This window comes from Streptomyces sp. NPDC048521 (genome assembly GCF_043199855.1).
Lineage (GTDB): Bacteria > Actinomycetota > Actinomycetes > Streptomycetales > Streptomycetaceae > Streptomyces.
This window is the reverse complement of the sequence record NZ_JBICWR010000039.1, coordinates 1-24,998: the sequence shown is the minus strand read 5'-3', so window position 1 is coordinate 24,998 and position 24,998 is coordinate 1. Positions and strand designations below refer to the sequence as shown.

At 67.6% G+C, this 24,998-nt stretch carries 21 protein-coding genes and 6 pseudogenes; 9 read left to right on the top strand and 18 right to left on the bottom strand.

The genetic code is table 11. From position 1 onward, the window contains the following. Positions 1 to 315: 315 nt before the first annotated feature. From ACGFRF_RS41320 to ACGFRF_RS41300, 5 genes and pseudogenes are all read right to left on the bottom strand, one after another. Positions 316 to 642 carry a hypothetical protein gene (locus tag ACGFRF_RS41320; protein WP_393749239.1) on the bottom strand — a complete coding sequence of 109 codons (327 nt, stop codon included), beginning with the start codon at positions 640 to 642 and terminating at the stop codon, positions 316 to 318. Between the two features lie 295 nt (positions 643 to 937). Further along, complete coding sequence (locus ACGFRF_RS41315) at positions 938 to 1,270, bottom strand: hypothetical protein (protein ID WP_393749237.1); 333 nt, start codon at positions 1,268 to 1,270, stop codon at positions 938 to 940. A gap of 65 nt (positions 1,271 to 1,335) precedes the next feature. Continuing rightward, positions 1,336 to 2,829, bottom strand: a complete 1,494-nt coding sequence (locus ACGFRF_RS41310) for a relaxase domain-containing protein (RefSeq protein ID WP_393749235.1) — start codon at positions 2,827 to 2,829, stop codon at positions 1,336 to 1,338. Between the two features lie 92 nt (positions 2,830 to 2,921). After that, positions 2,922 to 3,607 (bottom strand): annotated as a pseudogene (locus ACGFRF_RS41305) (IS6 family transposase). Between the two features lie 316 nt (positions 3,608 to 3,923). Continuing rightward, positions 3,924 to 4,130 carry a hypothetical protein gene (locus tag ACGFRF_RS41300; protein ID WP_393749233.1) on the bottom strand — a complete coding sequence of 69 codons (207 nt, stop codon included), beginning with the start codon at positions 4,128 to 4,130 and terminating at the stop codon, positions 3,924 to 3,926. Positions 4,131 to 4,416: 286 nt separating this feature from the next. Between ACGFRF_RS41300 and ACGFRF_RS41295 the strand changes: the two genes are divergently transcribed. From ACGFRF_RS41295 to ACGFRF_RS41285, 3 genes and pseudogenes are all read left to right on the top strand, one after another. Beyond that, a complete protein-coding gene (locus tag ACGFRF_RS41295) occupies positions 4,417 to 5,055 on the top strand; it encodes a hypothetical protein (protein ID WP_393749232.1) in 639 nt (212 codons plus the stop codon). Between the two features lie 154 nt (positions 5,056 to 5,209). Further along, a pseudogene (locus tag ACGFRF_RS41290) lies at positions 5,210 to 5,402 on the top strand (hypothetical protein); the annotation flags it as partial. Further along, complete coding sequence (locus ACGFRF_RS41285) at positions 5,348 to 5,890, top strand: GNAT family N-acetyltransferase (RefSeq protein WP_393749231.1); 543 nt, start codon at positions 5,348 to 5,350, stop codon at positions 5,888 to 5,890. The pseudogene ACGFRF_RS41290 and the gene ACGFRF_RS41285, both read left to right, overlap by 55 nt. Before the next feature lie 744 nt (positions 5,891 to 6,634). Here the strand turns inward: ACGFRF_RS41285 and ACGFRF_RS41280 are convergent. Next, positions 6,635 to 7,464: pseudogene (locus ACGFRF_RS41280) on the bottom strand (IS5 family transposase). 228 nt (positions 7,465 to 7,692) lie between these two features. Then, on the bottom strand, positions 7,693 to 9,051 hold the full coding sequence (locus tag ACGFRF_RS41275; protein ID WP_393749230.1) for an MFS transporter: 1,359 nt from the start codon (positions 9,049 to 9,051) through the stop codon (positions 7,693 to 7,695). A gap of 145 nt (positions 9,052 to 9,196) precedes the next feature. Here ACGFRF_RS41275 and ACGFRF_RS41270 point away from each other — a divergent pair, with 145 nt between their 5' ends. Then, the gene (locus ACGFRF_RS41270; protein ID WP_393749228.1) at positions 9,197 to 10,177 is read left to right on the top strand and encodes a LysR family transcriptional regulator; all 981 of its coding nucleotides are present in this window, start codon (positions 9,197 to 9,199) and stop codon (positions 10,175 to 10,177) included. Between the two features lie 448 nt (positions 10,178 to 10,625). Here ACGFRF_RS41270 and ACGFRF_RS41265 read toward each other — a convergent pair whose 3' ends face one another. After that, a complete protein-coding gene (locus ACGFRF_RS41265) occupies positions 10,626 to 11,615 on the bottom strand; it encodes a helix-turn-helix transcriptional regulator (protein WP_393749226.1) in 990 nt (329 codons plus the stop codon). A gap of 92 nt (positions 11,616 to 11,707) precedes the next feature. On the opposite strand from ACGFRF_RS41265, the gene ACGFRF_RS41260 reads away from it, so the two are divergent. The 3 genes and pseudogenes from ACGFRF_RS41260 to ACGFRF_RS41250 all read left to right on the top strand — a co-directional run bounded on the left by ACGFRF_RS41260 (position 11,708) and on the right by ACGFRF_RS41250 (position 13,220). Next, positions 11,708 to 12,106: a VOC family protein gene (locus tag ACGFRF_RS41260; protein ID WP_393749224.1), complete on the top strand. Its 399-nt coding sequence runs from the start codon at positions 11,708 to 11,710 to the stop codon at positions 12,104 to 12,106. Between the two features lie 154 nt (positions 12,107 to 12,260). Then, positions 12,261 to 12,598 (top strand): annotated as a pseudogene (locus ACGFRF_RS41255) (DDE-type integrase/transposase/recombinase); the annotation flags it as partial. A gap of 124 nt (positions 12,599 to 12,722) precedes the next feature. Beyond that, the gene (locus ACGFRF_RS41250) at positions 12,723 to 13,220 is read left to right on the top strand and encodes a hypothetical protein (RefSeq protein ID WP_393749222.1); all 498 of its coding nucleotides are present in this window, start codon (positions 12,723 to 12,725) and stop codon (positions 13,218 to 13,220) included. An 8-nt stretch (positions 13,221 to 13,228) separates the two neighbouring features. Here ACGFRF_RS41250 and ACGFRF_RS41245 read toward each other — a convergent pair whose 3' ends face one another. The 7 genes and pseudogenes from ACGFRF_RS41245 to ACGFRF_RS41215 form a co-directional block, all read right to left on the bottom strand. Next, positions 13,229 to 14,764 (bottom strand): ISL3 family transposase, encoded by a 1,536-nt coding sequence (locus ACGFRF_RS41245; RefSeq protein WP_393749240.1) that lies wholly within the window; start codon positions 14,762 to 14,764, stop codon positions 13,229 to 13,231. A 246-nt stretch (positions 14,765 to 15,010) separates the two neighbouring features. Further along, a complete protein-coding gene (locus ACGFRF_RS41240) occupies positions 15,011 to 15,427 on the bottom strand; it encodes a DUF4259 domain-containing protein (protein WP_393749220.1) in 417 nt (138 codons plus the stop codon). Continuing rightward, the gene (locus tag ACGFRF_RS41235) at positions 15,369 to 15,740 is read right to left on the bottom strand and encodes a transposase (protein WP_393749218.1); all 372 of its coding nucleotides are present in this window, start codon (positions 15,738 to 15,740) and stop codon (positions 15,369 to 15,371) included. The genes ACGFRF_RS41240 and ACGFRF_RS41235 overlap by 59 nt, the downstream gene beginning before the upstream one ends. A 40-nt stretch (positions 15,741 to 15,780) precedes the next feature. Continuing rightward, positions 15,781 to 16,257, bottom strand: a complete 477-nt coding sequence (locus tag ACGFRF_RS41230) for a hypothetical protein (RefSeq protein WP_393749242.1) — start codon at positions 16,255 to 16,257, stop codon at positions 15,781 to 15,783. Positions 16,258 to 16,339: 82 nt separating this feature from the next. Next, positions 16,340 to 16,927, bottom strand: a pseudogene (locus ACGFRF_RS41225) (ISL3 family transposase); the annotation flags it as partial. A gap of 680 nt (positions 16,928 to 17,607) precedes the next feature. After that, positions 17,608 to 18,453, bottom strand: a complete 846-nt coding sequence (locus tag ACGFRF_RS41220) for an SDR family oxidoreductase (protein WP_393749216.1) — start codon at positions 18,451 to 18,453, stop codon at positions 17,608 to 17,610. 98 nt (positions 18,454 to 18,551) lie between these two features. Then, positions 18,552 to 19,316, bottom strand: a complete 765-nt coding sequence (locus ACGFRF_RS41215) for an SDR family NAD(P)-dependent oxidoreductase (protein ID WP_393749214.1) — start codon at positions 19,314 to 19,316, stop codon at positions 18,552 to 18,554. A gap of 244 nt (positions 19,317 to 19,560) precedes the next feature. Between ACGFRF_RS41215 and ACGFRF_RS41210 the strand changes: the two genes are divergently transcribed. Continuing rightward, a complete protein-coding gene (locus ACGFRF_RS41210) occupies positions 19,561 to 20,451 on the top strand; it encodes a helix-turn-helix transcriptional regulator (protein WP_393749212.1) in 891 nt (296 codons plus the stop codon). Between the two features lie 606 nt (positions 20,452 to 21,057). Here the strand turns inward: ACGFRF_RS41210 and ACGFRF_RS41205 are convergent. The 3 genes from ACGFRF_RS41205 to ACGFRF_RS41195 all read right to left on the bottom strand — a co-directional run bounded on the left by ACGFRF_RS41205 (position 21,058) and on the right by ACGFRF_RS41195 (position 24,439). Beyond that, entirely contained in the window at positions 21,058 to 21,630 is a 573-nt protein-coding gene (locus ACGFRF_RS41205) for an RICIN domain-containing protein (protein WP_393749210.1), read from the bottom strand. Between the two features lie 749 nt (positions 21,631 to 22,379). Further along, on the bottom strand, positions 22,380 to 22,652 hold the full coding sequence (locus ACGFRF_RS41200) for a YrhB domain-containing protein (protein WP_393749208.1): 273 nt from the start codon (positions 22,650 to 22,652) through the stop codon (positions 22,380 to 22,382). After that, positions 22,649 to 24,439: an RHS repeat-associated core domain-containing protein gene (locus tag ACGFRF_RS41195; RefSeq protein ID WP_393749206.1), complete on the bottom strand. Its 1,791-nt coding sequence runs from the start codon at positions 24,437 to 24,439 to the stop codon at positions 22,649 to 22,651. The genes ACGFRF_RS41200 and ACGFRF_RS41195 overlap by 4 nt, the downstream gene beginning before the upstream one ends. A 66-nt stretch (positions 24,440 to 24,505) precedes the next feature. On the opposite strand from ACGFRF_RS41195, the pseudogene ACGFRF_RS41190 reads away from it, so the two are divergent. Further along, positions 24,506 to 24,912: pseudogene (locus ACGFRF_RS41190) on the top strand (transposase); the annotation flags it as partial. Between the last annotated feature and the right edge of the window lie 86 nt (positions 24,913 to 24,998).

Genomic DNA, 24,998 nt, shown 5'->3' with positions numbered 1-24,998 from the left:
CAACGCCAACCCCCGACTGCCATGGTCATTCCTCGCCCATACCGGCCTGACCATCCGCCCACCACATCCACCGAACTTACGAAAAGATCAGTAGGAGAGAACCGCCGGACACACTGGCCACGATGGCTGCCGCCTGTTTCATCAACACCTTCTCCGACGGCGGACTCGTCGCCTGGGAGGGGGCGGCTGACTGCTCAGAGGGAGTGGCCCGGCCGGCGCTGTGGCCGCCGGAGTCCTGGCTGCAGGAGGTGAGCAGTAGGACTGATGCGGCTACCGCGGCGCAGGCCGGAAGGGTGCGTGAGCTGATCGGAGGGGTCACGATGACGTTTCCCAGTATTTCCATCCGGTCTCGGATGTCGGCAGTGTCGCCTTCCCGCTGCCGAGTTCTTTGGAACCGCAGGCGCCGATGCGCTGGTACTTGGCCCATGTCACCTTGTACCCCCATGAGCCGTATTGCAGATGGCCGTACTTGTTGGACTTGACGTTGTGAGTGTACTGATGCCCGGTCGAGATGCTGACACTTCCCCCGACTTTTACACTCACCTGGGCCTTGGCCTTGGCGATGATGGCGTTCGAGCTCCATTCGATGGAGCCGGAAATCTCCGCGCTGATGGTGCCGGACTTGGTGACCGAAACGCTCATGGTGCCGCCAGGTCCGTCTTTGTAGGAGGTGCCGTTCCACCATGACGCACGAAGTAGGGCTTCTTCGATGTGATGCTGTACCAGGTGTACGGCCCGTCGCAGTAGGTGGGCTCGCTGATCGACTGCTCGGGCCCGTCCTCCCAGTCTGACCGGTCGTTGATCTCCGTGGTTTCGTCCGCAGAGATCGTCGGGACGTCTTCAGGTCCCGCGTCGTCAGCGAGCGCAGGAGCGGAGGCTAAGGATGCCAGGAGAACGGCAGCAACTCCCGTACCGGAAAGCTTCTTTGCAAGGAGACTCACAAGGTGTCCTTCGTGGAAATCGCCCGGCTGGCGATCGAATGCCTGGACGCTACCCACTGAGCATGCGCACAACAATCACAAGTGGCGGGTTCTGAGGTGCATTTGAGGGTCATGGAACGGGTATCGGCCAAATGCGGCCGAAAGACATCACTGGGCTGTTCAGGTTGTTCAGTCGCGAGCATCCGGCCCACCACCGCGGCGGCGCCGGGCATCGCGTACAGCACCATCCGGTTCACGGCGTTGTCGTGAGTGCGGACGGGCCGGGCTGATATCCGCCGGTCGGCCTTCCCGGAGCGGCGCTGAGTGGGGATGAAGGTGCCGTCGATCATGATCACCTCCCCGCCATGCTTGGCGCCGACGTACCGTGGCATCGAGTAGACGGCATCGGGTGCACTCAGTGGCCGGCCTCCCGGCCCCAGTGCGGTCCGGGCTCCTGCGAGCGGTGCGCCTGCTGGTCAGCATCGCGCACCGGCTGCGGCCTCTCGGCACCGTCCCGGTGAGCGTAGCGGTCCATCGTCGCCCGGGCCCGGTCGGCCGCTGCGGTGAAGACGTCCCCGAGGTGACGCAGGCGCTCGGCTGTGAGATCGAGGGCTTCCATATCCGTGCGGGACTCCCGCAGGGCGGCCCGCAGCGCCGTCAGGTCGACCGCTCCCTGGCGGCCGGGCTTCTGCTCCTGGTCGTCGTGCTCGGGGTCGGCCGGCTCGGGCGCGAGCAGCTGCTCGGGCATCGCCGCCTGCTGGTGGGTGACGACGTCGTACGCCCGGCCTCGCGTGGCGACGGTGGAGCGCAGCTTCTCGCGGACCGCTGCACCGGCGAGGACGGCCCGATCGTACTGCAGCGGCAGGCGGGGTATCTCCCACTCCCCCAGCCCGAGGTCTGGAGGCGAGGGTGCGGCGGGTGCGCTCGGGTCGGCTGGTGGCTGCCGATCGGGGGCGGTGGTGAGCGGGCGCCAGCGGTCGGAGGTGAGGTCGGCCAGTGACCAGCGGGCGGTGTAGAGGCGGTAGGCGGGCAGCAGGCCGCGCAGCGTCTTCGGCTCGCTGATGTCCACGCAGTACGTGGCAAGCGCGGCGTCCACGATCTGTTCGTCCAGGCCCGGCTCGCGGCGGCGGCCGCGCAGGACGAGAGCGAGGTGACGGCGGGCTTCGGCGAGCAGGTGCTGGCGGTGGAACCGGCCGCCGCTGTTCATCACGAACACCGTCGCGGCGACGTCGACGGCAGCCAGGGCGACGTCGACCACGGCGGCGACCCGGACCCGGATGGCGGCGGCTGCGGCGTGGGCGTGCTCGAGGAGGGAGGTGATGACGTCGGCGGCGACACCGGAGGTGAGGATCGCGCTCGCCTTCCACCACGCGCGCAGCTGCGCGAGCGGGCGGGCCTTCTGCTTTGGCGGGCGCGTCATCTTCGCGGCCATCCGGTTCAGCTTGGTGCGGGCCCGCTCGGAGACCACGGGCAGGAACCGCGGCTCGCCGTCGTCGACGGCGGTGACGTACTCGTGCTCCAGCTCGGCCAGGCAGGCGGCGATCTGGTCGCTGCGCCGGGAGGTCCAGCGGATCAGCTCGTGCGGCACCCCGGCGATCTCCATCACGGGTCGGCGCCCCGGGGTGACGGTGCGCGGCTCGGTCGCCAGCCCCTCAGCACCTCGCACGCCTCGGCCATCACCAGCTCGTTGTAGAGCGCGGAAGCGGCCACCGCGTGCTCGAAACAGGACCTCGGAGTGCACCGAGCCCCACTTGCCATCAGGGCGCTGGGCTTTGGCGGACAGAAGGAGGTGGTCGTGCAGGAGCGGCATCCCGGAGCGCGTTTCGTAGTGGCAGAACCGCGCGGCGACCAGACCGTGCACCGGGCGGACTGGGCCCTCCGTCCGGTGCCCGCCCTCCGGCGCTGTCACGTTGTTGCGGGGGGTAGGTGTCTGATGGTGTGTTGCGGCGTGGTAGGGCCCGTTCCGGGCTGTGCTCAGGCCGTGGTGGAGGGGCCGGCGACTTAGGTGATGTGCTTCCAGATTGCGAAGCGGACGGTCATCTCGGCTCGGTAGTCGTGTGCGGGCATCAGGTGGCGGCGGGGCCGGAAGTGGGGCGAGATGCCGCTGAATGCGGACAGGAACCGCTGGGCCCCGCCGGTGCTGTGGAAGCCCTTCATAGCGCGTTCGCGCTGCCTGGTTGGCTGGTGGCTGTTTTCCACCCGGTTGTTCAGGCCCTTGTGGGAGCGGTGCTCGACGGAGGGCATGACCTCGCGGTGGGCCGCTCCGTAGGAGCGGAGCTTGTCGGTGACGACCACCCGCGGCACCGTCCGAATCTTCTTGAGGAGCCTGCGGAAGAAGCGTCGGGCTGCGCCCGCCGGCTCTGCATGAGGATGTCGAGGACGTGCCCGTCTTGGTCGACGGCCCGCCACAGGTACTGCAACCGCCCGTTGATCTTGATGAAGACCTCGTCCGCGTGCCACTTGTCCCCGGGCTGGGGCTGCCGGCGGCGCAGCGCGTTGGCGTAGGTCTGCCCGAACTTGCCGCACCAGCGGCGGATCGTCTCGTAGGAGACGACGATCCCGCGCTCGGGCATCAGCTCCTCGACCTCGCGGTACGACAGCGGGAAACGGAAGTACAGCCACACACAGTGGGAGATGACCTCGACCGGGTACCGGTGACCCTTGTACGACGGCGACGCGCTCCCCACGGACGACCCTTCCCAGGTTGATCAACCCGAAGATCATCCCACCGGTCAGCCAACGTGACAGTGCCGGCGGGTGGTCTTTCCCTGTAAGTGGCGGTGCCTGGAGGGGCCGGTATTCGCGTACCGGCCCCCCATGGTTGCGTCAGCCGGACCAAGTGCTGGTCCGGCGACGGGTGGTGGCGGCTCCGCCGCGGTCAACGGTGGCCTTGACGGCCGGCGAAGATGGCGCCCCGCAGGACTGCGGCAAGCCGGACCTCGTCCCAGGTACGCTCCTCGTCGGTGGCGTCGGACGCGTCATCACCGCGGGCTTTCACACCGCTCAGCCCTTGCGACGGCGGCAGGCCATCCACGCCACGACGGCCACGCCGGCGACCGTCAGCAGCAGGTTGCGGTTGTCCCGCACCATCCGCGCGCCCTGAGCGGTCTTCTGTTGCACCGGTTCAGGGGCCTTGTCCTGCCACAGCCGGCCAGCCTGCGCGGCCTTCGCGCGGGCCTGCTCGGTCGCCTGGGCTGCCTGGTCCTTCACCGGATCGGGGAGCTTGTCTTCAAGTTGATCCCGCCCGACTGCGCAAGTCAAACGCTGCGCTCGACGGCGGCGGGTGCCGGCCAAAAGGGCTGTGCGGGCGGAGGAGGCAACTCCGTAACCGTCTGACGCAGACTCGACCACGCCACTCCCCCCGCGCCTCGCCTGATCTCCGAGACCAGACAGGATGAGTCCACCATCCACCTGCGACCCGGGAGTGCTTCTTCCCCGGGCTCGGTACTCAGAGGATCCACCCTTGATTCATCACCGGACAGCGCCCCTGATTCTGGTGCTCTCGGTAGTGGCGCTCTCAGCATGCGCCTCGAACCAGCCCGCACCACCGAAGGGCAGCCCGCAGGTAGTACGCGATCGGCTGGCCGCAGCCGACGACGCCCCGTACTCGGCTGCGCTCAGAGCCGTCACACAGTCGGGGCCCAGACGACTCCAGCTCATGGAGGGGCGGGTCAACCTCAACGCGCCTTTCACAGGTCGTACGACAGACACAACCGAGGAGTACACCGAGGACGTCGTGATCACCCGGCAGAAGGTGTACCGGCGCGCCAGCGGAACTCATGGGGTGTGGCAGGAGTTCCCTGCATCGGCGGCAAAAGGGGGTATACCCGCGGACCGGCTCCCGCAGTACGTGCGGCTCATGCTCGGTCACAGTGCCTCCGTGCACCGCGGGAGTGAGCCCTTGCGGGTATCGGCCCGCCTCACCCCGAAGGACATCGAGTCGGTGGACAGGACCGTCGGACGCAACTTGCGCTCCGCGACCGCAATCGACGCCGATGCATGGATCAACGACGAGGGCCGAGTCGTGCGCGTACGCCAGAAAATCCACTTCGCGTCCGACCCCGACATCGAAGCGACGCTCACGCTCACCGACTTCAAGAGCTCCATGCCGGTGAACGCCCCCGTTGCATCCTGAGCGTCAGCCAGACCACTGCGCGGCCTACTGCGCCACGTAGCTGTCGATGGGCATAACAGGGCTGAGCACCTGCCTGGCAAAACGGGTCAACTACGGTGCTCATCGACAGTCATGTGCGGGCCGTCGTACAGTGCTCTGGCGGCGGCCCGCTCTCGAGGCGGAGATCCACCCCCTGGACCGCGCCCTGGTCGTCGTCTCCGTCGACCCCGACGTCGGCGAGCCGATCCCCGGCGACACCGCCCGCCCCCCAGCTGCGCCAGTACACCGACGACGTCGAACAGGTGCGCATCCTGTGCTTCGTTATAGTGCTGCGCACCGTCGTGGTTGTCGCCTACATCGAGGTCTAGCCTGTCCAGGCCAGTGTGCCGGATTGGCCTTGTACCGCGGACCACCACACCGCCACGGGACACGCTCCGGCCCGCAAAGACGGCAGGCCGTCGCGAAGTCCGACGGCGACTGCTCCAGCTTGGCCATCGAAGCCTTGGACACGGGGCAGATCGTCGGCGCTGTCGGCTCGCACTACGCAGATCCGCGTGCGGGGCGGTTCGAATACGGCATCACGATGGGTGCTGGGCACCGACGCAAGGGCTACGCGGCAGAAGCCGTGGTGATGCTGCTGCGATTTATGTTCGCGAAGCGGCGGTACCACAAGTGCGAAGCGCGGATCTTCGGGCACAACGAAGCATCGCTGGCACTACATCGCCGTCTCGGCTTCGCCGAAGAGGGACGGCTGCGCGATCACGTGTTCTTCGCCAGCCGGCACCATGATCTCGTCGTGATGGGCATACTCGTTGACGAGTTCGCGCGGCTTCACTCGATGAGCGAACTTGAGTGAAGGCTGGGCCTCCGCAGCAGAGTGAGGCCGTTTCAACTCGTGCGGCGACGAGCCCACGTTGGAGTGAATGAGTTGGGCCGTCTGCAAGGCGGATGCAGGGTGTCTCCCGTCGATCACGGTCATGTCGGAGGCCGTGTTGCTTGATCACGGTCGTGCCGGGAGGCCGGGATGGGTTTGTCGCGGACGGAGCTGTTTGCTGCGATTCGGCGGGACAAGCGTCTCGATCCGGAACTGTCGCAGCGGGCTCTGGCGGAGAAGTACGGGGTGCATCGCCGGACGGTGCGGCAGGCCCTTCTGTCTGCTGTCCCGCCGCCACGGAAGAAGCCGACACCGCGGGCTGCGGCTGCGGCCGGTGCAGCGCGTCTGTTCCCCGGCTTCCTCCCAGGCCACCTCCCAGGAACGCGTCTGCCTGGGGAAACAGCCCTCCCACCTCCCAGACATCACAGGCGTTCCGGGGTATTTCCGCCCCCAGCCTCCCAGGTCCCTCACAGGTCTGTCTCCCAGACGCTGGAGGTCTGGGAGACAGCGGAGCGTGAGTGCCGACGCGTGCCGGAGTGGGCCGTGCGATTACTGCGCTACGACCGGGCGCGGGCGAGGAACACAGCGAGGTCACCTGTAGCTTCGGGATCGGTGGTGGCGAGCCCGGCCGCGAACGCCAGCTGGTCGACGCCGACGCCGGGGACCAGGCGGGCGTTCGTGGCCCTGCCCGACGGGCAGGAGTTCTCTAGGAGTTGTCTTCAAATGTCAGGCCCACATCAGGAGCGATGCCAGGGTGACGGCTGCTTGGTAGGACTCGGCGGTCTTGTCGTAGCGGGTGGCGATGCCTCGCCACTGTTTCAGGCGGTTGAAGCAGCGTTCGACCACGTTGCGCCGCTTGCAGAGTTGCTTGTCGAAGGCCGGCGGGCGCCCTCCGCGGCTGCCGCGTCGGAGCCGGTTGCGGATCTGGTCGGCCCGCTCTGGGATGGTGTGGCCGACGCCCCGCCGCCTGAGCCAGGCCCGGATCGCTTTGGAGCTGTAGCCCTTGTCGCCGATGACGTGGTCGGGCCGGACGCGGGGGCGTCCCGGTCCGGGGCGGGGCACCCGTATCGCGTCCATCACGGTGGTGAACTGGGTGCAGTCGTTGGTGTTCCCGCCCGTGACGGTGAAGGCGAGCGGGCGCCCCAGGGAGTCGCACGCCAGGTGAATCTTGCTGGTCAGGCCACCTCGGGAGCGTCCGAGTCCCGGGTGACGGAGCCCCCTTTTCGGGCCCCCGCAGCATGCTGGTGGGCACGGACAACGGTGGAATCGACCGACACTAGCCAGTCGATGTCCCCGGCCGCGTCCGCCCTCGCCTGGGCGGCCTGGAGCATCTGCTCGAACGTGCCGTCCAGGGCCCACCGGCGGAACCGGGTGTGCAGTGTGGCCCACGGGCCGTACCGCTCGGGCACGTCCCGCCAAGCCGTCCCGGTACGGAACTTCCACACGATCCCGTTGAGCACCGTGCGGTCGTCCAGCCGCTTCCTGCCCCGCAACGACTCGGGCAGCAGCGGCCGGATGAACTCCCACTCGGCATCCGACAGTTCATGGCGACGTATCACCCGACCATGATCCACCAATAAAGATCATTTGAAGACACCGCCTAGGGCGGAAGGCGTGGCGCGAGGCAGACCTGCAGGAGTCGGTACAGCTCAGCGCCGGTGCAGCTCACGATATCGAGCGCAACAGGTGTGGCGCCATCGCTTAATCGGGCGATGACACCACCTGCGAGGTCGGCTCTGTGCCGGGTGGCCGGCTGCGTGGCCTACGTTGCGCGTTTGTGTTGACTACTGAGGTGTGTCCCCGGGCGTCAGTGCGAAGGCCAGCCAGGCGAGGGCGCAGAGGCCGGCCGACAGCAGCAAGGACCATCCGGTGTCGGCGGTCGCGGCGGCGCCCATGAGGGCGACCCCGAGGGTGGCGCCGATCTGGCGGACGGCGTTGAGCAGGCCGCCGACCGAGCCGGCCGTGCCATGCGGGGCGGCCCCGATGACGGCTGCGACGAGGGCAGGCAGGACGAAAGAGATGCCGAAGCCTGTGAGCAGCAAACCCGCCGCGAGCCAGACATAGGCGCCTTCGGTGAAGACCGTGCAGGCCAAGACCGTGCCACCGGCAGCCAGGAGCGCCAGCCCGGCCAGGATCGGAGGCCGCGGGCCGGTGCGGGCCACGATCCTGCCAGTCAGCGGCGGATTCGCGGCGAAGGGAACGGTCAGCGGCAGGAACGCCAGCCCCGTCTCCAGGGCGCTCACGTGCCGCTCGCGCTGCATCAGCAGGGGCAGCACGAACAGGACCCCCGCCAAGGCGAAGTTGGCGACCGCGCCCGCCAGCAGCCCGGCCCGCACCGGTGCCGACCGCAGCAGCGTCCGGTTCACTACTGGGGCCTGGCTGCGCCGTTCGAGCATGACGAACAGCACCACCGCGATGCCGAGCCCACCCGCCGACCACGCAGTGTGGACCCAGGCGCCCGCGCCGGCGGCGATCAGGACGTCCGTGAGCAGTGCCAGCATTGCCACAGCTGCTGTCTGGGCCGGCCAGTCGACGAGGTTGGCACCGCGCGGGCAGCGCACCGCCTGTCCCCAGGTCAGGGCCAGTACGAGCAGCCCGAGGGGCACGTTGACCAGGAACACGGCCCGCCATCCGGCCGCCTCCACCAGGGCGCCGCCGACGATCGGGCCGGCGGCGACGGCCGCCCCGCTGACCGCGGCCCACACTGAGATCGCACGGGCCCGAGCCGCGGGGTCGGGGTAGAGACGGGCGATCAGTGCCATCGAGGCCGGAACGCAAGCCGCCGCCGCAGCCCCTGACACCGCTCGCAGGACCAGCAGCGCACCCAGGTTCGGAGCCAGAGAACTGAGCAGGGACGCGAGCGCGAACACGGCCGTGCCGGCCCGAAAGACCCGCTCGGCGCCGAACCGGTCGGCTGTCGCCCCCGCCGACAGCAGCAGAGCCGCGAACACCACGGTGTAGCCGGTGGTGGCCCACTGCAGGCCGGCCATCGACGTATGCAGCGACGCGGCCAGGTCAGGTTCGGCGACGGACAGCACGGTGGTGTCGAGCAGCACCATGAAATAGCCCAGCGACACACCCGTCAGCGCGCCCGCACGCCTCGCCCGGGACAGTGCGGGCACCGCGGACGCGACAGAGTTCACAACAGCCATGGAAGAGAAAGCCTCCGGTGAGCAGCCAGATCAATCACGCCGCCCACCATCGGCTCGACCGAGCGGGACGCTCCACCGGCGCAGCCGCACGCTCCGTTCGGAAATTCCGAACGCCCTCACAGTGTTGGGCGCATACGTGGAACTACGCCAACTCGCCACCTTCGAGGCCGTGATCCGGCACCGGACCGTCACGGACGCCGCCGTCGCACTCGGGCTTGCCCCTTCCTCCGTTTCGCAGCAGATCCGCACTCTCGAAGCGGCCCTCGCCGTCACCCTGTTCACCCGCGGCCCCAAAGGCATGGAACTGACCCCCGCCGGGGAACGCCTGCGCGGCTGGGCGCGCACGCTGCTCGACACCGCCGAGCAAGCCGTCCACGATGTCCGCGGCGAGCGCCGACGGCTACGGCTCGGCGCCCTGGAAACCCTCGCCGGATCCCACGTGCCCCTCGTCCTGACCCGGCTGGCCGAACACCGCCCCGACATCACGGTCGACGTCCACTCCGACCGCACCCGCCAAGGACTTTTCACCGATGTCGCCGAAGGACGCCTCGACGCAGCCCTTCTTCTGGACGCCGGGGAAGACATCGGCGGGCTCGGCTTCCCCGCCCCGGCCGAGCCCTTCGCCTTCCTGGACCTCGACCCCGTCCCCCTAGCCCTGGTCGCCGCCCCGACCCACGCCCTCGCTGCCCGCCCCGCACTGACCCCCACTGACCTCGACCACGAACGACTCCTGGTCAACGTCCCGGAGTGCTCCTTCTGGCTGGCCGGACAACGCCTCCTCGGCACCGGCCCCGAACGCGTTCGAGCCGGCGGAGTTCCCGTGATGCGCGCCTGGGCCGAACACGGCCTCGGTGTCACCCTGCTGCCCCGCTTCGCCGTCACCGACAGTCTCCGCGCCGGCACCCTCGTACAGCTCGACCTGCCCGTGCCCGACCTCAGCCTGCGCCTCGTATGGCGTAAAGACCGCGAAACCCTCCCCGAATTACGCGATGTCCTCTACGCCGCCACCCTCCCCCCTGAACGGCGGAAAAGGGGAGAGCCCAGTTACCGGGCACATCAGGAGAGTCCCGTCGGCCGGGCGGCACCGCCCTCCCGCGAACTGCGCGAGCTGTCATAGGGAGATGAAGGGCGAATGCTCGGCTAGCAGAAGCCTCCGCAGCCACAAACGCAGACGCGGTAGCACTCGACGACGAGGGCACACAGATGCGGACACGACTCCTCCAGCAGCGGGTCGTCCGGGACTGGGATCTCGACCGCTAGACCCGCACCGCCGAAACCGAGCCAGCCCCGCCCCTGCCACAGGCACTGTTCGACGCCGTCCTGGAAGCCTGCCTCACCCCGCTCGCCTGTGGTCGGCGATCAAGGCCCGCGAGCTCGCCAACCTCGCCGGCGACCACCTCGCAGACGTTGCCGACGCCACTGAACGAGGCATCCACCGCATCAGCCAGAACGATCAACTCCCCTGGTCCTTCCTCGCCCACACCGGACTCACCCTCCACCCAACCCCACAGAACTAATGAAAACCTCAGGTAGGTGTGCCATCTCATGACATTGGTTCCGCGCTGTCAGGCTTGCCGGGCGTAGGACGTGAGGCGATCGGCGAGCGTGATGACGAGGTCGCGCAGTTCATCGGGGCGCTCGATGACGAACGGCCGGTCGAGTGAGGCGAGTACCGGAGGCAACCAGTCGAGCCGCTCCACCCGCAGCTCGACGCGCAGCCAGCGCTCGGTCGCCCGGTCCTCGCCTGCCACGGGCGCGTACTCCTCCAGGCTCGCGACGCTGGCGGGAAGGCGGGCGCGGATCTGCTCGACCGTCCCGTGGATCCGCAAGGTCACCTCATGCCGGTACTCGGCCGTGGCGAACGCCGACAGCACGCGCTGTGCCGGACCGGGCCCCGCGGGCGCTTCGAATGAGCCGGGCAGGGTCCTCGCGTCTGCGACGCGATCGAGTCGGAAGGTTCGGTCCTCGCCGATCTGGGCGTCCCTGGCCGTGACGTACCACCGGCCCGCATGGGCGACGATCCCGTACGCGTGCAGCGTGCGTTCGCTGCGCTGTCCGTCGCGGTCGGTGTAGCGGATCGAGACCGGTCGGCGGTGGTGCACCGCATCGGCGATGGTGAGCAGGACCTCGGCGTTTGGGGTGTCGAACTCGCCGGGCCGATCCGTGAAGGCGAGAGCTTCCAGGAGTGTGTCGAGCCGACGGGCGATGTGCTTGGGCAGCACCCGCCGGATCTTCGCCGATGCCGTCTCGCTTGCGGTGTGCTGCGTCGTCGTCAACCCTGCTCGGCGGCCGGCGACCAGGCCGAGCAGCACGGCCAGCGCCTCGTCGTCGCTGAGCATGAGCGGAGGCAAGCGGTACCCGGGGGCGAGCCGGTACCCGCCGTAGCGGCCGCGCACCGATTCCACGGGCACGTCCAGGTCGATCAGCTGGTCCACATACCGCCGCACGGTGCGTCCTTCGACGCCGAGCCGGTCGGCGAGTTCGGCCACCGTCCGGGTGCCGCCCGACTGCAGCAGCTCCAGGAGTGTCAGCACGCGGCCGGTGGGTCGAGGCATGTTCGCAGCCTAACGCGAATACAGGACCGATTCTGTCCACTATTTCTCCTAGCCTGCGACGTGCACGCCTCCAGCACAGCCAGGAGATTCCCATGGACTTCGTATCGATCCGCATCATCACCAGCGACGTCGCACGCCTCGTCGAGTTCTACGAGCGAGCCACAGGAGCGCGGGTGACGTGGGCCACCGAAGACTTCGCCGAACTCAGGACCGCGGGCGCCACCCTCGCGATCGCCGGCACCCGCACCGTCCCGCTGTTCGCCCCGGGCTCCGCCCGCCCGGCGGACAACCACAGCGTGATCACCGAGTTCCTTGTCGACGACGTGGACCGCGTTCACCAGAACCTGACCGGCTTCGTCACCGACTTCGTCAACGAGCCCACCACGATGCCCTGGGGCAACCGATCCCTGCTGTTCCGCGACCCCGACGGCAACCTCGTCAACTTCTTCACCCCCGTCACGCCGGCGGCCATCGAAAAGTTCACACGCTGACGCCACGCACAGCCGCTCACGCGGGAGCCCTGAGATCCCAGGGCTCCCAGGAACGCGGCCACCGAGTCCACGAGGACTCAACCGGCCCCGGGACCTCGATCCACCCACCTGTGAGCAGCTGCGCGAGGTCCTCCGCTACGAGCACGACTGAGTCGGCGGCCTGGTCCACGTCGACGTCAAGAAGCTCGGGCGTATCCCGACCGGCGGCGGCCGGCGGATGCACGGCGTCGGCACCGAGTTCGCCCGCGCCTCCAAACGTACCGGTCCCTGCACCGGCAGGTCGGATACCCGTACCTGCATTCGGCGCTCGACGACCACTCCCGGCTCGCCCACACCGAGGCCCTGGACGATGAGAAGGCCGTCACCGCGATCGCCTTCTGGCACCGGGCCGTTGCCTTCTTCGCCGCCCACGGCGTCACACCGATCCGCCGCTTCCTCACCGACAACGGCGCGTGCTACCGGTCTACGACCTGGGCTGACGCGCTCGCACCTTTGGTTTTGTACGTGGGAGCTGGTTCTGGTCCAACTTCTGTGGAGCTGTCACGCTCTGTAATGTCTCGGGATTCTGGATGGCCCTCCGTGACTCGTTGACAGACCTGTTTGGGAACATGCCCGCATGGACTTCGACCTCGCCCCACCAACCGGCGTTGGCCCGTTGCGGATCGGTATGACTCGGCAATCGGCCAACGCGGCGCTGGACTCGCTCCGCGATCTCTCCGCGGTCTCGGAGTCCGACCGGCCGGGTCAGGACGTCTTCCGTCCCAGTGGACTGATGATCAGCATCCACTGCACGCGAGACACGCTCCAGGCCGTTGAGCTCGGAAGGCCGTCGACTCCGACGGACCGAGTCACCTTCCGGGGCCTGGACGTGTTCGCGATTCCGGCCCGCGAGCTGGTGCGACGCATGGGCAAGTACACCTCGATCGAGGCGGACCCCGACGACCCAGCGTCTTTCGTCGCCGCTGATCTGCTCCTGAGCTTCTGGCGCCCGTTCGCAACCGACGACGAGCCGGAGGAAGAGCAGGGCTACTTCTTCAGCCCAGTCCTGCTGGCACGACCTGGCTACTACGACACCCCTGCTCAGGCGGCGGAGCGACTCCAGCAAAGCTCGTGACGGACCCATCAGGATGCCCACAGGACTCGTTTCCGCAAGAGACTGAAGCCGGCCCGGCCATACATCTGGCGCTTGATCATTTTGATCCGGTTGAGGTGGCCTTCGACGACGCCTGAGCTCCACGGCAGTGTGAGGCCGGCGGCGACGGCGGCGAGATCGCGTTCGAGGCCGTTGGCGAAGGCGTGGAGGCTGGGCAGGTCGTCGGCGCGGACCGCCTTGATCCAATGCGGGAGCTGGTCACCCTGGAGCTGGGTGAGCATTTTCCCGAACGCGCGGACGTGTCCGGCGAGGGCATCCAGTTCGGGGCAGCCAGCGAGGACGGATTTGAGCTTCAGTCGCTCGCCTTCCGGCAGGGTGTCGGGGTGGGTCAGGATCCAGCCGGTGACCGTGCGTGGGGACGGCGGACGGGCTGCAGGTGCGGTCGGGGTTGTGCGAAACGGCTGGAGGTAGGCGCGGACGGCTAAGTAGCCGCCGGTGTAGCCGTGAGTCTTGATCTCTTCCCAGAGGTTCCAGGCGTTCGTGCAGCCCTCGGCCCATCGCTCGTGCAGGTAGGGCTTGAAGTCGTCGAGCTTGGTCCTGCGGTTCTGCCACTGACCCTGGAACAGGTCTTCCGGCCTTGCGGCGTCGGCCAGCCGTTGGACGGTGCGATAGGTCATGCCGAGCTGTCGCTGGATCGCGCGTCGGCTGTGGCCGGCGGCCAGCAGCGCGTGGACGGTGGCGTGCTTGGCTCGGGTGCGGTCGGCGAACCGGTGCCCGGTGGGCCACGGCGACCCGCTCTCGGCCGGTGCCGGTGCCGGCGCCTTCTCAGGCACAGACTCGGCGAAGGTCGCGCGGAGACACGGACGGTGGCGGGAGACGCACCGCTCGGCCGCTTCGCCGAGGTTGCGCCAGAGGTGGAACCGGTCGGCGACCTGGACGGCGGTGAGTCCCCCGACGCTGGCGCCCTCGGCGAAGAACGGGGCGCGGTCGCGGCAGACGACCTCGATCCCCGGGTGCTCGGCCAGCCAGGCCGCGACAGTGCCTGCCTCGCGATCCGGCAGTAGGTCCACCGGTCGGCGTGTCTCGACGTCGACCAGCACGGTCCCGTAGACGCGACCCTTGCGCATCGCGTACTCGTCGACGCCGACCACACGCGGGACCTGTGGCTGGGGTTCCGGGAGAGCGTCGACCAGCCGTAGGACCGTGTTCCGGCTGACTCCCGCCCCGAGGACGTCGGCCAGCCGGGCACCGGCTCGACCGGCCAGGGCGAGGCCGACCTCGGCCAGTACCGACCGCATTCGTTCGGTCCGTTGGCTGTACCGCCGGGTCAGGCCCGCGATCTGCTCGACGAACGTCCGCCGCCCGCAGGAGACCTCTTCGCACGTGAAGCGCCGGACAGGAAGTCGCAGCACCACCCGCCGTCCCGCCACCGGGAGGTCAGTGGGAAACCGCAGGTAAGACCCGTGCACCCGCCCGGACCAGCTTCCACAGCTCGGGCACCGAGCCCCGGCCGTCCGGCATCTGACACCGACTCGGATCACCTCGCCATCGTCCTGCGCCGACACCACCCTGATCCCCGGATCAGCCAGGAAGAGCAGCTCTTCCAGCCGCAGCAGTACCTCGCGCACAGCCCAGAACCATCAGCCCGAAGGTGGTCGGTACCGTCAGTTTCCAGACGGTCTCGCGAGACCTATCACCAAGATCAACAGTCACAGCGAGTAGACACCACAGAAGTTGGACCAGAACCCGACGTTGAGCAGCGATTGTTCACGAGATTGGGTTCTGGCACGACTTCCGTGAAGCGGTCACGATTAGTGATCAGTGGGTGTTTCGAGTGCTTGGAGGATCTGTCGCACTTCCTGGCGCCACTGGTCGGCGTCGGCGCTGTCCACCCAGCCGGTTGCCATTTCTGATCTGTCCTGGAGAACCCGGTCCAGTGCGAGTCTCGCCGACGCGCGAAGGGAGGCTGGCAGTTCGGGCAGCGGTTCCCTGGGGCCGTCATCGGGGTCAATCACGATGGGGCTGTCCGGGAGGGTGCTGGCGATGAGAGCGTCGGCGGCAACGGCTTCGGCACCGTCTCCGCCATCGACGTGCTCTCCCGAGTCGGTGACTCGCTGGAATGCCCGCTTCAGCACGTCGATGACCTGCTGGGGGCTGAGTCCCTCAAGTTCATCGACGAAGTCTGCGGCGAGGTCGCTGTCGAACGGGCCGGTTCCCCACGTTCCCATGCAAGGCTCCTGATACGGCTGTCTCGGACGAAGGCATGGTTCCAGGAGCCACTGACATCGGCCATGTGGCAAGGAGGACCCGCTTGCGGAGGAGTGCGAAGCCGGCGCGTCCGAACATCTGGCGCTTGAGCATCTTGATCCGGTTGACGTGTCCTTCGACGACGCCGGAGTTCCAGGGCAGGGTCAGGCCGGCGATGACCGCGTCGCGGTCTCGGTCGATGCCGGCCGCGAGAGTGTGGAGACTGGGAAGGTCATCCTGGCGGACGGCGTCGAGCCACTGCGGGAGTCGTTCGCCCTGGCGCTCGGTGAGCATCTGGGCGAAGGACCGAACGTGACCGGTCAGGGCATCGAGTTCAGGGCAGTTGGCAAGGACGGCCTTGGCGGAGCTGTTCGATCTCGGTCAGCGTCTCGGGTCGGCTGAGGTTCCATCTCGTCACCACGCGGGGTGCCGGCGGTTGCGCGGTGACCGGCCGTGGCGAGGTCCGCTTCTCCCGCAGGTAGGCGCTGACCCGGCCGTAGCTGCCTCGATAGCCCAAGGGAACGATCTCCTCCCAGAGCTTCCAGGCGTTGGTGCAGCCCTCGTCCCAGCGTTCGTCCAGGTAGGGCTTGTACTCGTCGAGGACGGAGGTCCTGTTGTGCTGCCACTGGCCGCGGAAGAGGTCTTCCGGCTTCGCAGCGTCGGCGAGGCTCTTGACCGTGCGGTGGGTCATGTTCAGCTGGCGCCCGATGGAACGGCGCCTGTGGCCGGCTTCCAGCAGCGCGTGGACCGTGGCGTGCCTGGCTCGGACGCGGTTGGCGAATCGCTCGCTCCGCCATGGCGAGTCCGTCATCTCCTCGGGCGGCGCCGGTTCGTCGGCCTTCCCCTCGCCATCGGGGACCAGGACGAAGGCACTGGCGGTGGCGGGCGACAGCCCGCTCAGCAGCCTCCCCGAGGTTGTGCCATAAATGCCAGCGGTCGGCGACCTGCGTCGCCTGGGGTGCCCCGGCTGTGGCGCCCTCTGCGAAGAATGGCGCGCGGTCCCGGCAGACGACCTCGATCCCGGGTCGCTTCGCCAGCCATGCGGCCAGGCTGGACGCCTCACGGTCAGGCAGCAAATCCACCGGCCGACGGGTCTCAACGTCGACGAGCACCGTGCCGTAGACCCGTCCTTTGCGTGTGGCGTACTCATCAACACCAACCACCCGCGGGGCCGGGACTTCGGGTTCGGGCAATGCATCGAGCAGTCGCAACACCGCGCTGCGGCTGATTTGCACCCCGAAGGCCCGTGCCATCCGGGCGCCGGCCCGGCCGGCGAGGGCGAGACCCACCGCGGCGAGAGTCGACCGCAACCGCTCCGTCCACCTGCTGTGCCGCCGGGTCAGTCCCGACATCTGCTCAGCGAACGTCCGCCGAGCACACGAAGACTCCGGACAGAAGAACCGCCGAACTCGCAGTTGTAGGACCACCAGACGTCCTCCACTCGGCACGTCCGCAGGAAACCGCAGGTAAGAGCTGTGCACCCAGGTCGACTTGCTCCCACAGTCCGGGCATGCCGCCCCGGCCGCCGTACTGCACACGTCGATGCGTATCGCCTCGTGGCTCACGTCAAGCGACAGCACCGACACGTCAGCGATGGACGGTAACAGCAGGCCCTCCAGAGGAGGCGACGTCTCTTCCACAACGCCGCACTGTCGACCACACCAAACTCGACCCTGGTCATTTTCAGGCAACGTCCCGGAGCCTGATCGGAGCAGCAGCCGTCACTCAGCGTGCGCGCATCACGGAAAGCGAGCCAGAACCCGACATTGGGAGGCACCTGGAGGCCGTCGAGATTCGAACGAGCCCACCCGCCCGATCCGAGGGCGGACGCCGCGTCCATGTCGACGGCACGATTCTCGGCCGTGCCTTCGGCTCCGGTGATCACCTGGTGTATCTGCACAGGGCCAGCCTGAACCCCGATGACATCGACCTGGCCGAGGCCCTACTGAACGAATGGCGCAGCGGAGGGCCGACCCTCTGGACCCCTGACAGCGGCGGGACACGAGCGCAGCAGTACGGGCCGCCACCCAGGGAGAGGTGGCCCGTACCAGCGCGCCGGGGACCACTGGCGACCGCGCCCGGGGACGGGTCAGCTGACTGTGACCGCGTCTTCTTCGCGCACCGGGCGGGTCGGTTGTCCTGCCCGGTGCGTGGGGTGGTGTCAGGCGTTGGTGTCGTCGTGTGCGAGGTTGCCGCCCAGTGCGCGGGAGGCTTCGGCCTGGGCGAGGAGTTCCTGGGCCTTGGCGATGACGCCCTCGATGGCGTCGGCGCCGGCGACGAAGCGCAGCGGCGGCTGGTCCTGGCCGGCAAGGGTCAGCAGGGCGTGGGCGAGCTTGGCGGGGTCGCCGGGCTGCCGGCCGTTGATGCTCTTCCAGGCTTCGACCGTGGCGGTGGTGCGCTCGGCGTAGTCGTCGATGGTCGGCTCGGGCCAGGTGGTGGAGGCGTCCACGAGCAGCTCGGTGCGGAAGTAGCCGGGCTCGACGATGGTGGTGCGGATGTTGTACGGGGCGATGTCGTGGTGCAGGGCTTCCATCCAGCCCTCGACGGCGAACTTGGACGCGGCGTAGGCGGAGGTGAACTCCGTGCCGACCTGACCGGCGAGCGAGGAGATCGTGATGACGTGGCCGTCACGCTGGCTGCGCATGACGGGCAGGACGGCGCGGGTAACGTTCATCGGGCCGAAGAGGTTGGTCTCGATCTGCTGCCGCATGTGCTCCGGGGAGACCTCTTCGAAGTAGCCGGCGAAGAAGTTCCCGGCGTTGTTGATCAGGACGTCGATGCGGCCGAAGCGGTCAACCGCAGCCTGAGCGGCCGCGTGCGCGTCGTCCAGGCTGGTGACGTCCAGCTTGGTGACCAGCAGGTTGTCCTGCGGGCCGCCCAGGGTCTTCTCTACCTCCTCGGGGCGGCGGCCGGTGGCGACGACCTGGTGGCCGGCCGCGAGGGCCTGGCGGACGATGTCCGTGCCGAGACCGCGTCCGGCACCGGTGACGAAAATGACCTTGCTCATGAGGGATTCCTTCTCGGGTGCCGCGTGCCGCACCCGGCCGGTTAGGGAAGTTGGCGGGTTGCGTTGGCCAGGCTGTGGCGGGTCGGTGGTGGAGGTGCTCACGCCTGTTCGGTGGGCGTGATCCACAGCTCGCCGACGGCGGCGTGGCGGGGACGGGTGACCATGTAGGCGACGCCGTCGGCGATGTCCTCGGCGGCCAGGACCTCGGTCCCCTCGAAGTAGGGGTCGATCAGTTCGCTGCGGACCCCGGGCTTGTTGTGTGTGCCCAGTTCGCTCTCCACCGCGCCCGGCTCCAGGACACCGACGCGCACGTGGCGCTGGGTGACTTCCTGGCGCAGGGACTCGGTGAAGGCGTGCACCCCGAACTTGGTGACGTTGTAGACGCCGAAGCCCCGGCTCGCCACCCGGCCCGCGTACGAGCCGATGTTGACGATGTCGGCGACCTGGCGCGGGTCCTGTTCGGCGGCCTTCAGCAGGTGCGGCAGGGCGGCGCGGGTGGTGTAGAGCAGGCCCTGGACGTTGACGGCGATCATGCGGTCCCACTCCTTGGCATCCGCGTCGACGACGGGCCCCAGGAGCATCAGGCCGGCATTGTTGACCAGGGTGTCCAGCCGTCCGAACCGGTCGACGACCTGCTGTACGGCGTCCTCGGCCTGGATGCGGTCGGTGATGTCCGCGGCCACCACCGCAGCGGTGCCACCGGCCTGCTCGATCTCAGCAGCAAGGGCTTCCAGGCGGTCCTTGCGGCGGGCCACGAGCGCCACCGAGGCCCCGTGCTCGGCGAGCCGGCGGGCGGTGGCGGCGCCGATACCGCTGCTCGCACCGGTGACGAGTGCGACGGTGCCGGTCAGTTTCGAAGCCATGGGGGGTGTCCTCTTCTTCAGACGTACGGCGTGAGGGCAGACGGCGGACAGCGGCAGCAACGATCTCCTACGTGCCGATACGGCGCGTAAGACTCGGATGATCAGTGCCGCGCACCGGGCCCGCTCTCCAGGCAACCACCCGCGAACGTCCCGTGGGCCGCCGTAAAGGGCACCGCTCTTCCGGGGGTCTGCCAGTACCCCCTTCAGCACCCTGACCTGCCAGGTATCGCCGTACCGTGGACCTATGGACCGCAGCAGCGAGATCCGTGAGTTCCTGCGCACCCGCCGGGCCCGGATCACCCCCGCACAGGCCGGGCTCACCCCGCACGGCGGCGCCCGCCGGGTGCCCGGCCTGCGCCGCGAGGAAGTCGCCCAGCTCGCCGGAGTCAGCGTCGACTACTACATCCGTCTGGAGCGGGGCCGCACCCAGGGCGTCTCCGAAACCGTCCTGGAGGCCGTCGCCCGCGCCCTGCACCTGGACGAGGCCGAACGCGCCCACCTCTTCGACCTCGCCCAGCCCACCGCCACCACCCGGGCCCGCCGCAAGCGCCCCCTCGCACCCCAACGGGTCCACCCGGTCCTCTACCGCACCCTGGACTCCCTCAGCGTCCCCGCGGTGGTCCAGGGGCGGCGCACAGACGTCCTGGCCGCCAACCGGCTCGCCCACGCCCTCTACACCGACTTCGAAGCCCGCCCCCGCCGCGAACGCAACTTCGCCCGCTTCGTCTTCCTCGACGAGGCCGCCCGCGCGCTGTACGCCGACTGGGAGAAGGTCGCCGGCGACTGCCTGGCCATGCTGCGCCTGTACGCCGGACGCCACCCCGACGACCCGCAGCTCACCGAACTGATCGGGGAACTGTCCCTCCACAACGGCACCTTCCGCCGCATGTGGGCCGACCACGACGTCCAAGCCCACACCACCGGCACCAAACGCCTCCACCACCCGCTCGTCGGCGACCTCACCCTCGACTACCTGGTCCTGGCCGTCGAAGGCGACCCCGAACAGACCCTCACCCTCTACACCCCCGAACCCGCCTCCCCCTCCGCCGAAGCCCTGGCCCTCCTCGCCAGCTGGACCGGCACCTCCGCCCCCCGGCCACAGGCACCCGAAGAGACACACCACCGGGCCGCCTGACCCGAGAGCTCCCGCCACGCAACGGCACCGAACCCCAGCGGGACGTCGGCCCGGCGAGAGTCCGCATGATCGTTCTCACTGATAACCGCCGCTGGACCGATGTTCCCCGAGGCCGTAGTCAGCGAACTCACCTCGACGCTCTCGCACCAGCAGGAGGATTCGAACAGTCACCAGTCTTCCCACCTCCCGAAGTAGTGAACATCTGCTGCTCGTTCTCGTGAACAAAGCCAACCAGGTCGTCCTCAGTCGACAGGTGCCTGCGTCGGTCATGCGACGGAACAGCGATGTCGAGAAGAGCGCCGTCGGCGATGGCACCGAGGAACAGCAGCTGAACACACAGGACACCAGCTGACGGACTGATCGCGCCGTTGCCGGCCCGGCATCGCCTGCCGGGCCGGCAACGGGCCCGACCACCGGGCTGCGCCGGACACATCCCGGAGACAGTGATGGGGCCTTTGGCCGGGCTCCTATGAAGTCACGGAAGCCCGACCGGCCACGCGCCAGACGGCATCGCCCGGCAGGCCGACGATTCCCCAAGAGGACAACCGAAGCGTCAGCCAGGCGGAGAGTCAGACCTCCGGGCGATGCCATGGCTAATCCTCACTGTCAGGCGGCCGACCTCGGGTCGATCTTCCAGCGCATGTTGGTGGGCGCGTTGGTTCCGGTGAAGTGCTTGAGGGTCACGTACACATCAGGGTGGGGGTAGTTCTGCGACTGCGAAGTGATTGCCCACTGCCGGAAGTTCGCTCCGGCCGGGGTGATGGTGTAGGTCTCGGAGGTGCCGTCCTCGCGGACGATCCAGTCCTGTTCCGGACCGCCGTTGCAGTTGGTCACGGTCAGCGGGCCGTTGTCCTTCGCGTTGTTCGGCACCGTCAGACAGGCCGGGGTCGGGTTCTTGATCGGTTCGGTCTCGATGACGTAGTGGTCGCCGTACTTCTGCTTGAGTCGCCAGACCGACCCCGAGCCCTCATTGGCCAGCGGCCAGGGGTACCACACCTGGACGTACTGCGGCCGGTTCTCATTCTGGCCGTCGGTCTGCAGGTAGAAGCCGGTCGAGGCGTTGCTGATGACCACCGCCTGGTTGCTCGGGGGGTAGCCGGGGCCGTTGGCTGCGGCCGGGGCGGCCGCAGCCACGCTTGCGGAGAGTGCCAAACCGAGGAGGAGAGCGATCTTGCGCATGGACGGTCCCTTTCGTCGAGCGGCATCTGCCAGTGGCATCTGTCGTCGGCATCCCTGCTCCATACGGTCGACTGCCAAAAATGCCCACCCTGGAATTACCCCGAATGAGGGAGGGGTGTTCGGATTGGCGTACGGCTCGACGGCTCGCCGGTTCTGCATCCACGGTAACCGCTCTTGCGATTAATCTCTCCGAGATCATTTCTTGGAGGGTTCGTCGTTCGCCAGACAGCGAGGTGGCCTCTGTTTCGTGGTCCGAAACACCCACGCCGTCGCAGGTGCGTTGACTGACTGAGTTCGACAGCACAGACAGGTGGACATTCCTAATTAGCTGAGGTGGCCCGCCTCGTCATCAGGTTCAACACCGTCAACGGCATCGTTCCACAGATCGCGTATGTAATCTCGAAGCGTGCGGGTGTCGTTTTCCTCGTCGTAATCGTTGGAGTCGGAGAACCTTCTCCACGTCGGGTCCTGGTCTGCCATGCGGCAGAGAACCTCGTGTACCGCTTTGACCTTGGGCCAAGTGCTGGCGGTCTCGCCTTTGAGTAGCCTCCGGACCGTCTCACGGCTCACAGCCACGGGGACGGAAACATGTAGCAACAGCTGCCGCAATGCTGGCAAGCGAGGGACGCCCTGCTGCGCGGAAGTACGTATGCAGCTCGCCCACGAAAATCCTTTTGGACCCATGCGGGTCAGGTCGCGCGGTGCGGGGTTCCCGGCCTCGCTTATCGAGTCGGGAACCCCGGACCTTATCATTCTCCAGAACTCCGCCAGAAATCGCGCTCTTCCAGCTTACCGAAGCGCACATTTCCTGTAGTCATATCTACAAGAATTGGCCAACAGTCGAGCAGCTGGTCTCTGACATCTCGCGTCTGCAGGTATTCGATCGAGTTATATGGGGCGATTAGGATACCCTCCTTGACCTCCACATCATCCCAGTCGATACCGAGAGGAGGATCATAAGCACCTTGCGATTCCCGGAGATACTGCTCGGCGATACTCTTTGCCGCTTCTTCTGAAATCATTTCGTCCTCATAAATTGGTAACCGAGCCAATTGGGGGCGTGGCTTGCGTTACCGCTTTGTCCGTCGAGGAACGTGACACGGCCGCCGTAGTTGACGACGTTGAACACGTGGCCGCCACGCTTGTCCAACCCCCAGACTATACCGCGAGCCCCGGGGCCAGCCTTCTGCATGTCGGTAACAATGTTGGAGAAGCTCCTAGTACGGAACTTGCGACCGTAGATTTCTTCTAGGGCGCTGACGCTTCCGCGTTGAAGTGCGGGAAGCGCATTGGAGCGCGCCCCACTACCCAACAGTATGTCTACCGAAAGGACACAGGCTCGACAATTTGTTTCGCCTCCCTTAGGATTGATCATCTCCTTCAGAGGCGTTTGCGGCGTGTAGTACTCTCCACCCGGAATGGTCTTGCGCGCTGGACGGAAGGCTCCCGCGCCACCTTCACCGACAGCTGCAGCCCCCCTCAAACCGGGGAGTTCGGGCGCTACACCAGTTGCAATCGAGCCGTATTCGGCGCCAATGCCATACGCTTCTGATCCAACGTCAGCGCCGTGGTCAGCGGCTTCCGCCCGCATAGCGTCGCTTGCACATTCGACACTGCCAAAGAGCTTGAAGAAGTTGCAGCCGAAGGTGACTGTATCGACGGCGCCCTGCGCGAGGCCCCACAGGAGGTCCTTGTCATCGCCCTGCGCCCCCTCCGCCCAGTGCTTCTTGCAAATGCCACCGCGAATGCAGCTATGCTCCCAATGACCTTGAGTTCCTTGGCCAGAGCTGGCTTGACCAGTGCTGCTAGTGTGCGCCGTCCCGGCACCGCCGCCTAGACGCCCATCCCCGTACTCTCGTCCATGCTTCTTTTCCCATTCTTCGACCGACTTCGTGCCGCCGCAGACCCCGTCTTGCATACACACGCCCTCGCCCGTCGGGTCGCTGGAGGTGACCGGTGTGTTGTTGGCGTAGGCGTAGCCGTTGAGGGACTGGTGCTGGTCGAGCGTCAGCAGGGGGTCAACGCTGAGGAATTGGCCAAGAGTGGGGTCGTATTCGCGGGCGCCCACGTGGGTGAGGCCGGTTGCGTCGTCGGCGGGTTTGCCGAGGAAGGCCTTGTCGTCGGGCCAGGACGTGGGCTTGGTGCCGCGGGGGGCGCCGAAGGGTGTGGTGTAGCGCTTGGTGACCGCGTAGGTGGTGGAGTCGAGGGCTACGCTGGAGGTGCCGTGGTGGTCGGCGGCCAGGAAGCTGAGCTTGGTTCCGGAGACGCCGGACGTGGCGGTGCGGACGGCGATGGTCTGGCCGTTCGCCGTGTAGTAGCGGGTGCCCGAGACCGTCTTGGTGGTGCCCTTGACGGTGAGGTGCAGTTCTGTGCCGGCGCCGAGGTAGAGGATGGTTTCGCCGTCGCCCTTGGCGCGGCGGATCAGTAGCTCGCCGTTGGCGTCGTAGAGGTAGCCGGTCTCCTTCGTGCTCTCGGTGAGCTTGGTCAGGTCGCCTTCGGTGTTCCAGGTCAGCGTCTGCTGGGCCGTGGGGCCGGGGCGGGAGATGGTGTTGCCGCTGGTGTCGTAGGTGTAGGTGCCGGTGCGTGCGCCGGCGATCGTGTCGAGGGTGTGCGGTTTGTTGTCCGTGGGGGCGTTGTAGGTGTATGTCGTGGTCTTGTCGCCGGTGGTGGTGTGCTGGGTTTCGGTCTTGCGCTGGCCGGCGGTGGTGTAGGTGTACGAGGTCCAGTAGGGGGCTGCGCCGTCGAGGTTGGTGGTCGTGCGGCCGGATGTGGCGCAGTCTGCGGTCTTCGGGGTCCAGGCTTCGGTCATGCGGCGGTTGCCGTCGTAGGTGAAGACGCCATTTCAGTTGGCGTGATCTTGCGGCAGTCTGGGGTGATGACTGCTGCGCTTGTCGAGCGGATGGCGCCGGAAGAACTGTGGACGTTGTTCCAGCGGGTGGTACCGCCGGCGCCGGTCCGCCCTCAGGGTGGAGGGCACCGGCGGCGAGGGGACCGTGAGGTGCTGGCCGCCATCATCTTCGTGGCTACCTCAGGCTGCACCTGGAATCAACTGCCACCAGGCTTCGGGCTGTCGGGCGTGACGGCCTTCCGCCGGTTTACCGAGTGGACCGAGGCCAGGGTGTGGGCCAAGCTTCACCGCCTGGTCCTGGATGAACTCGGTGCCCGAGGTGAGCTGGACTGGTCGCGGTGCGCGATCGACTCGGTCAGCGTCCGGGCCCTCAAAGGGGGCAGCTGACGGGACCGAATCCGACCGATCGTGGCAAGAAGGGATCGAAAATCCACAGTGATGATGGCTGGGTGATCGCTTCGGACCTGACCCAAAAATCCACCGACGCTGTTGAGTTGTCCTGGCGAGGATGCGTCGGTCC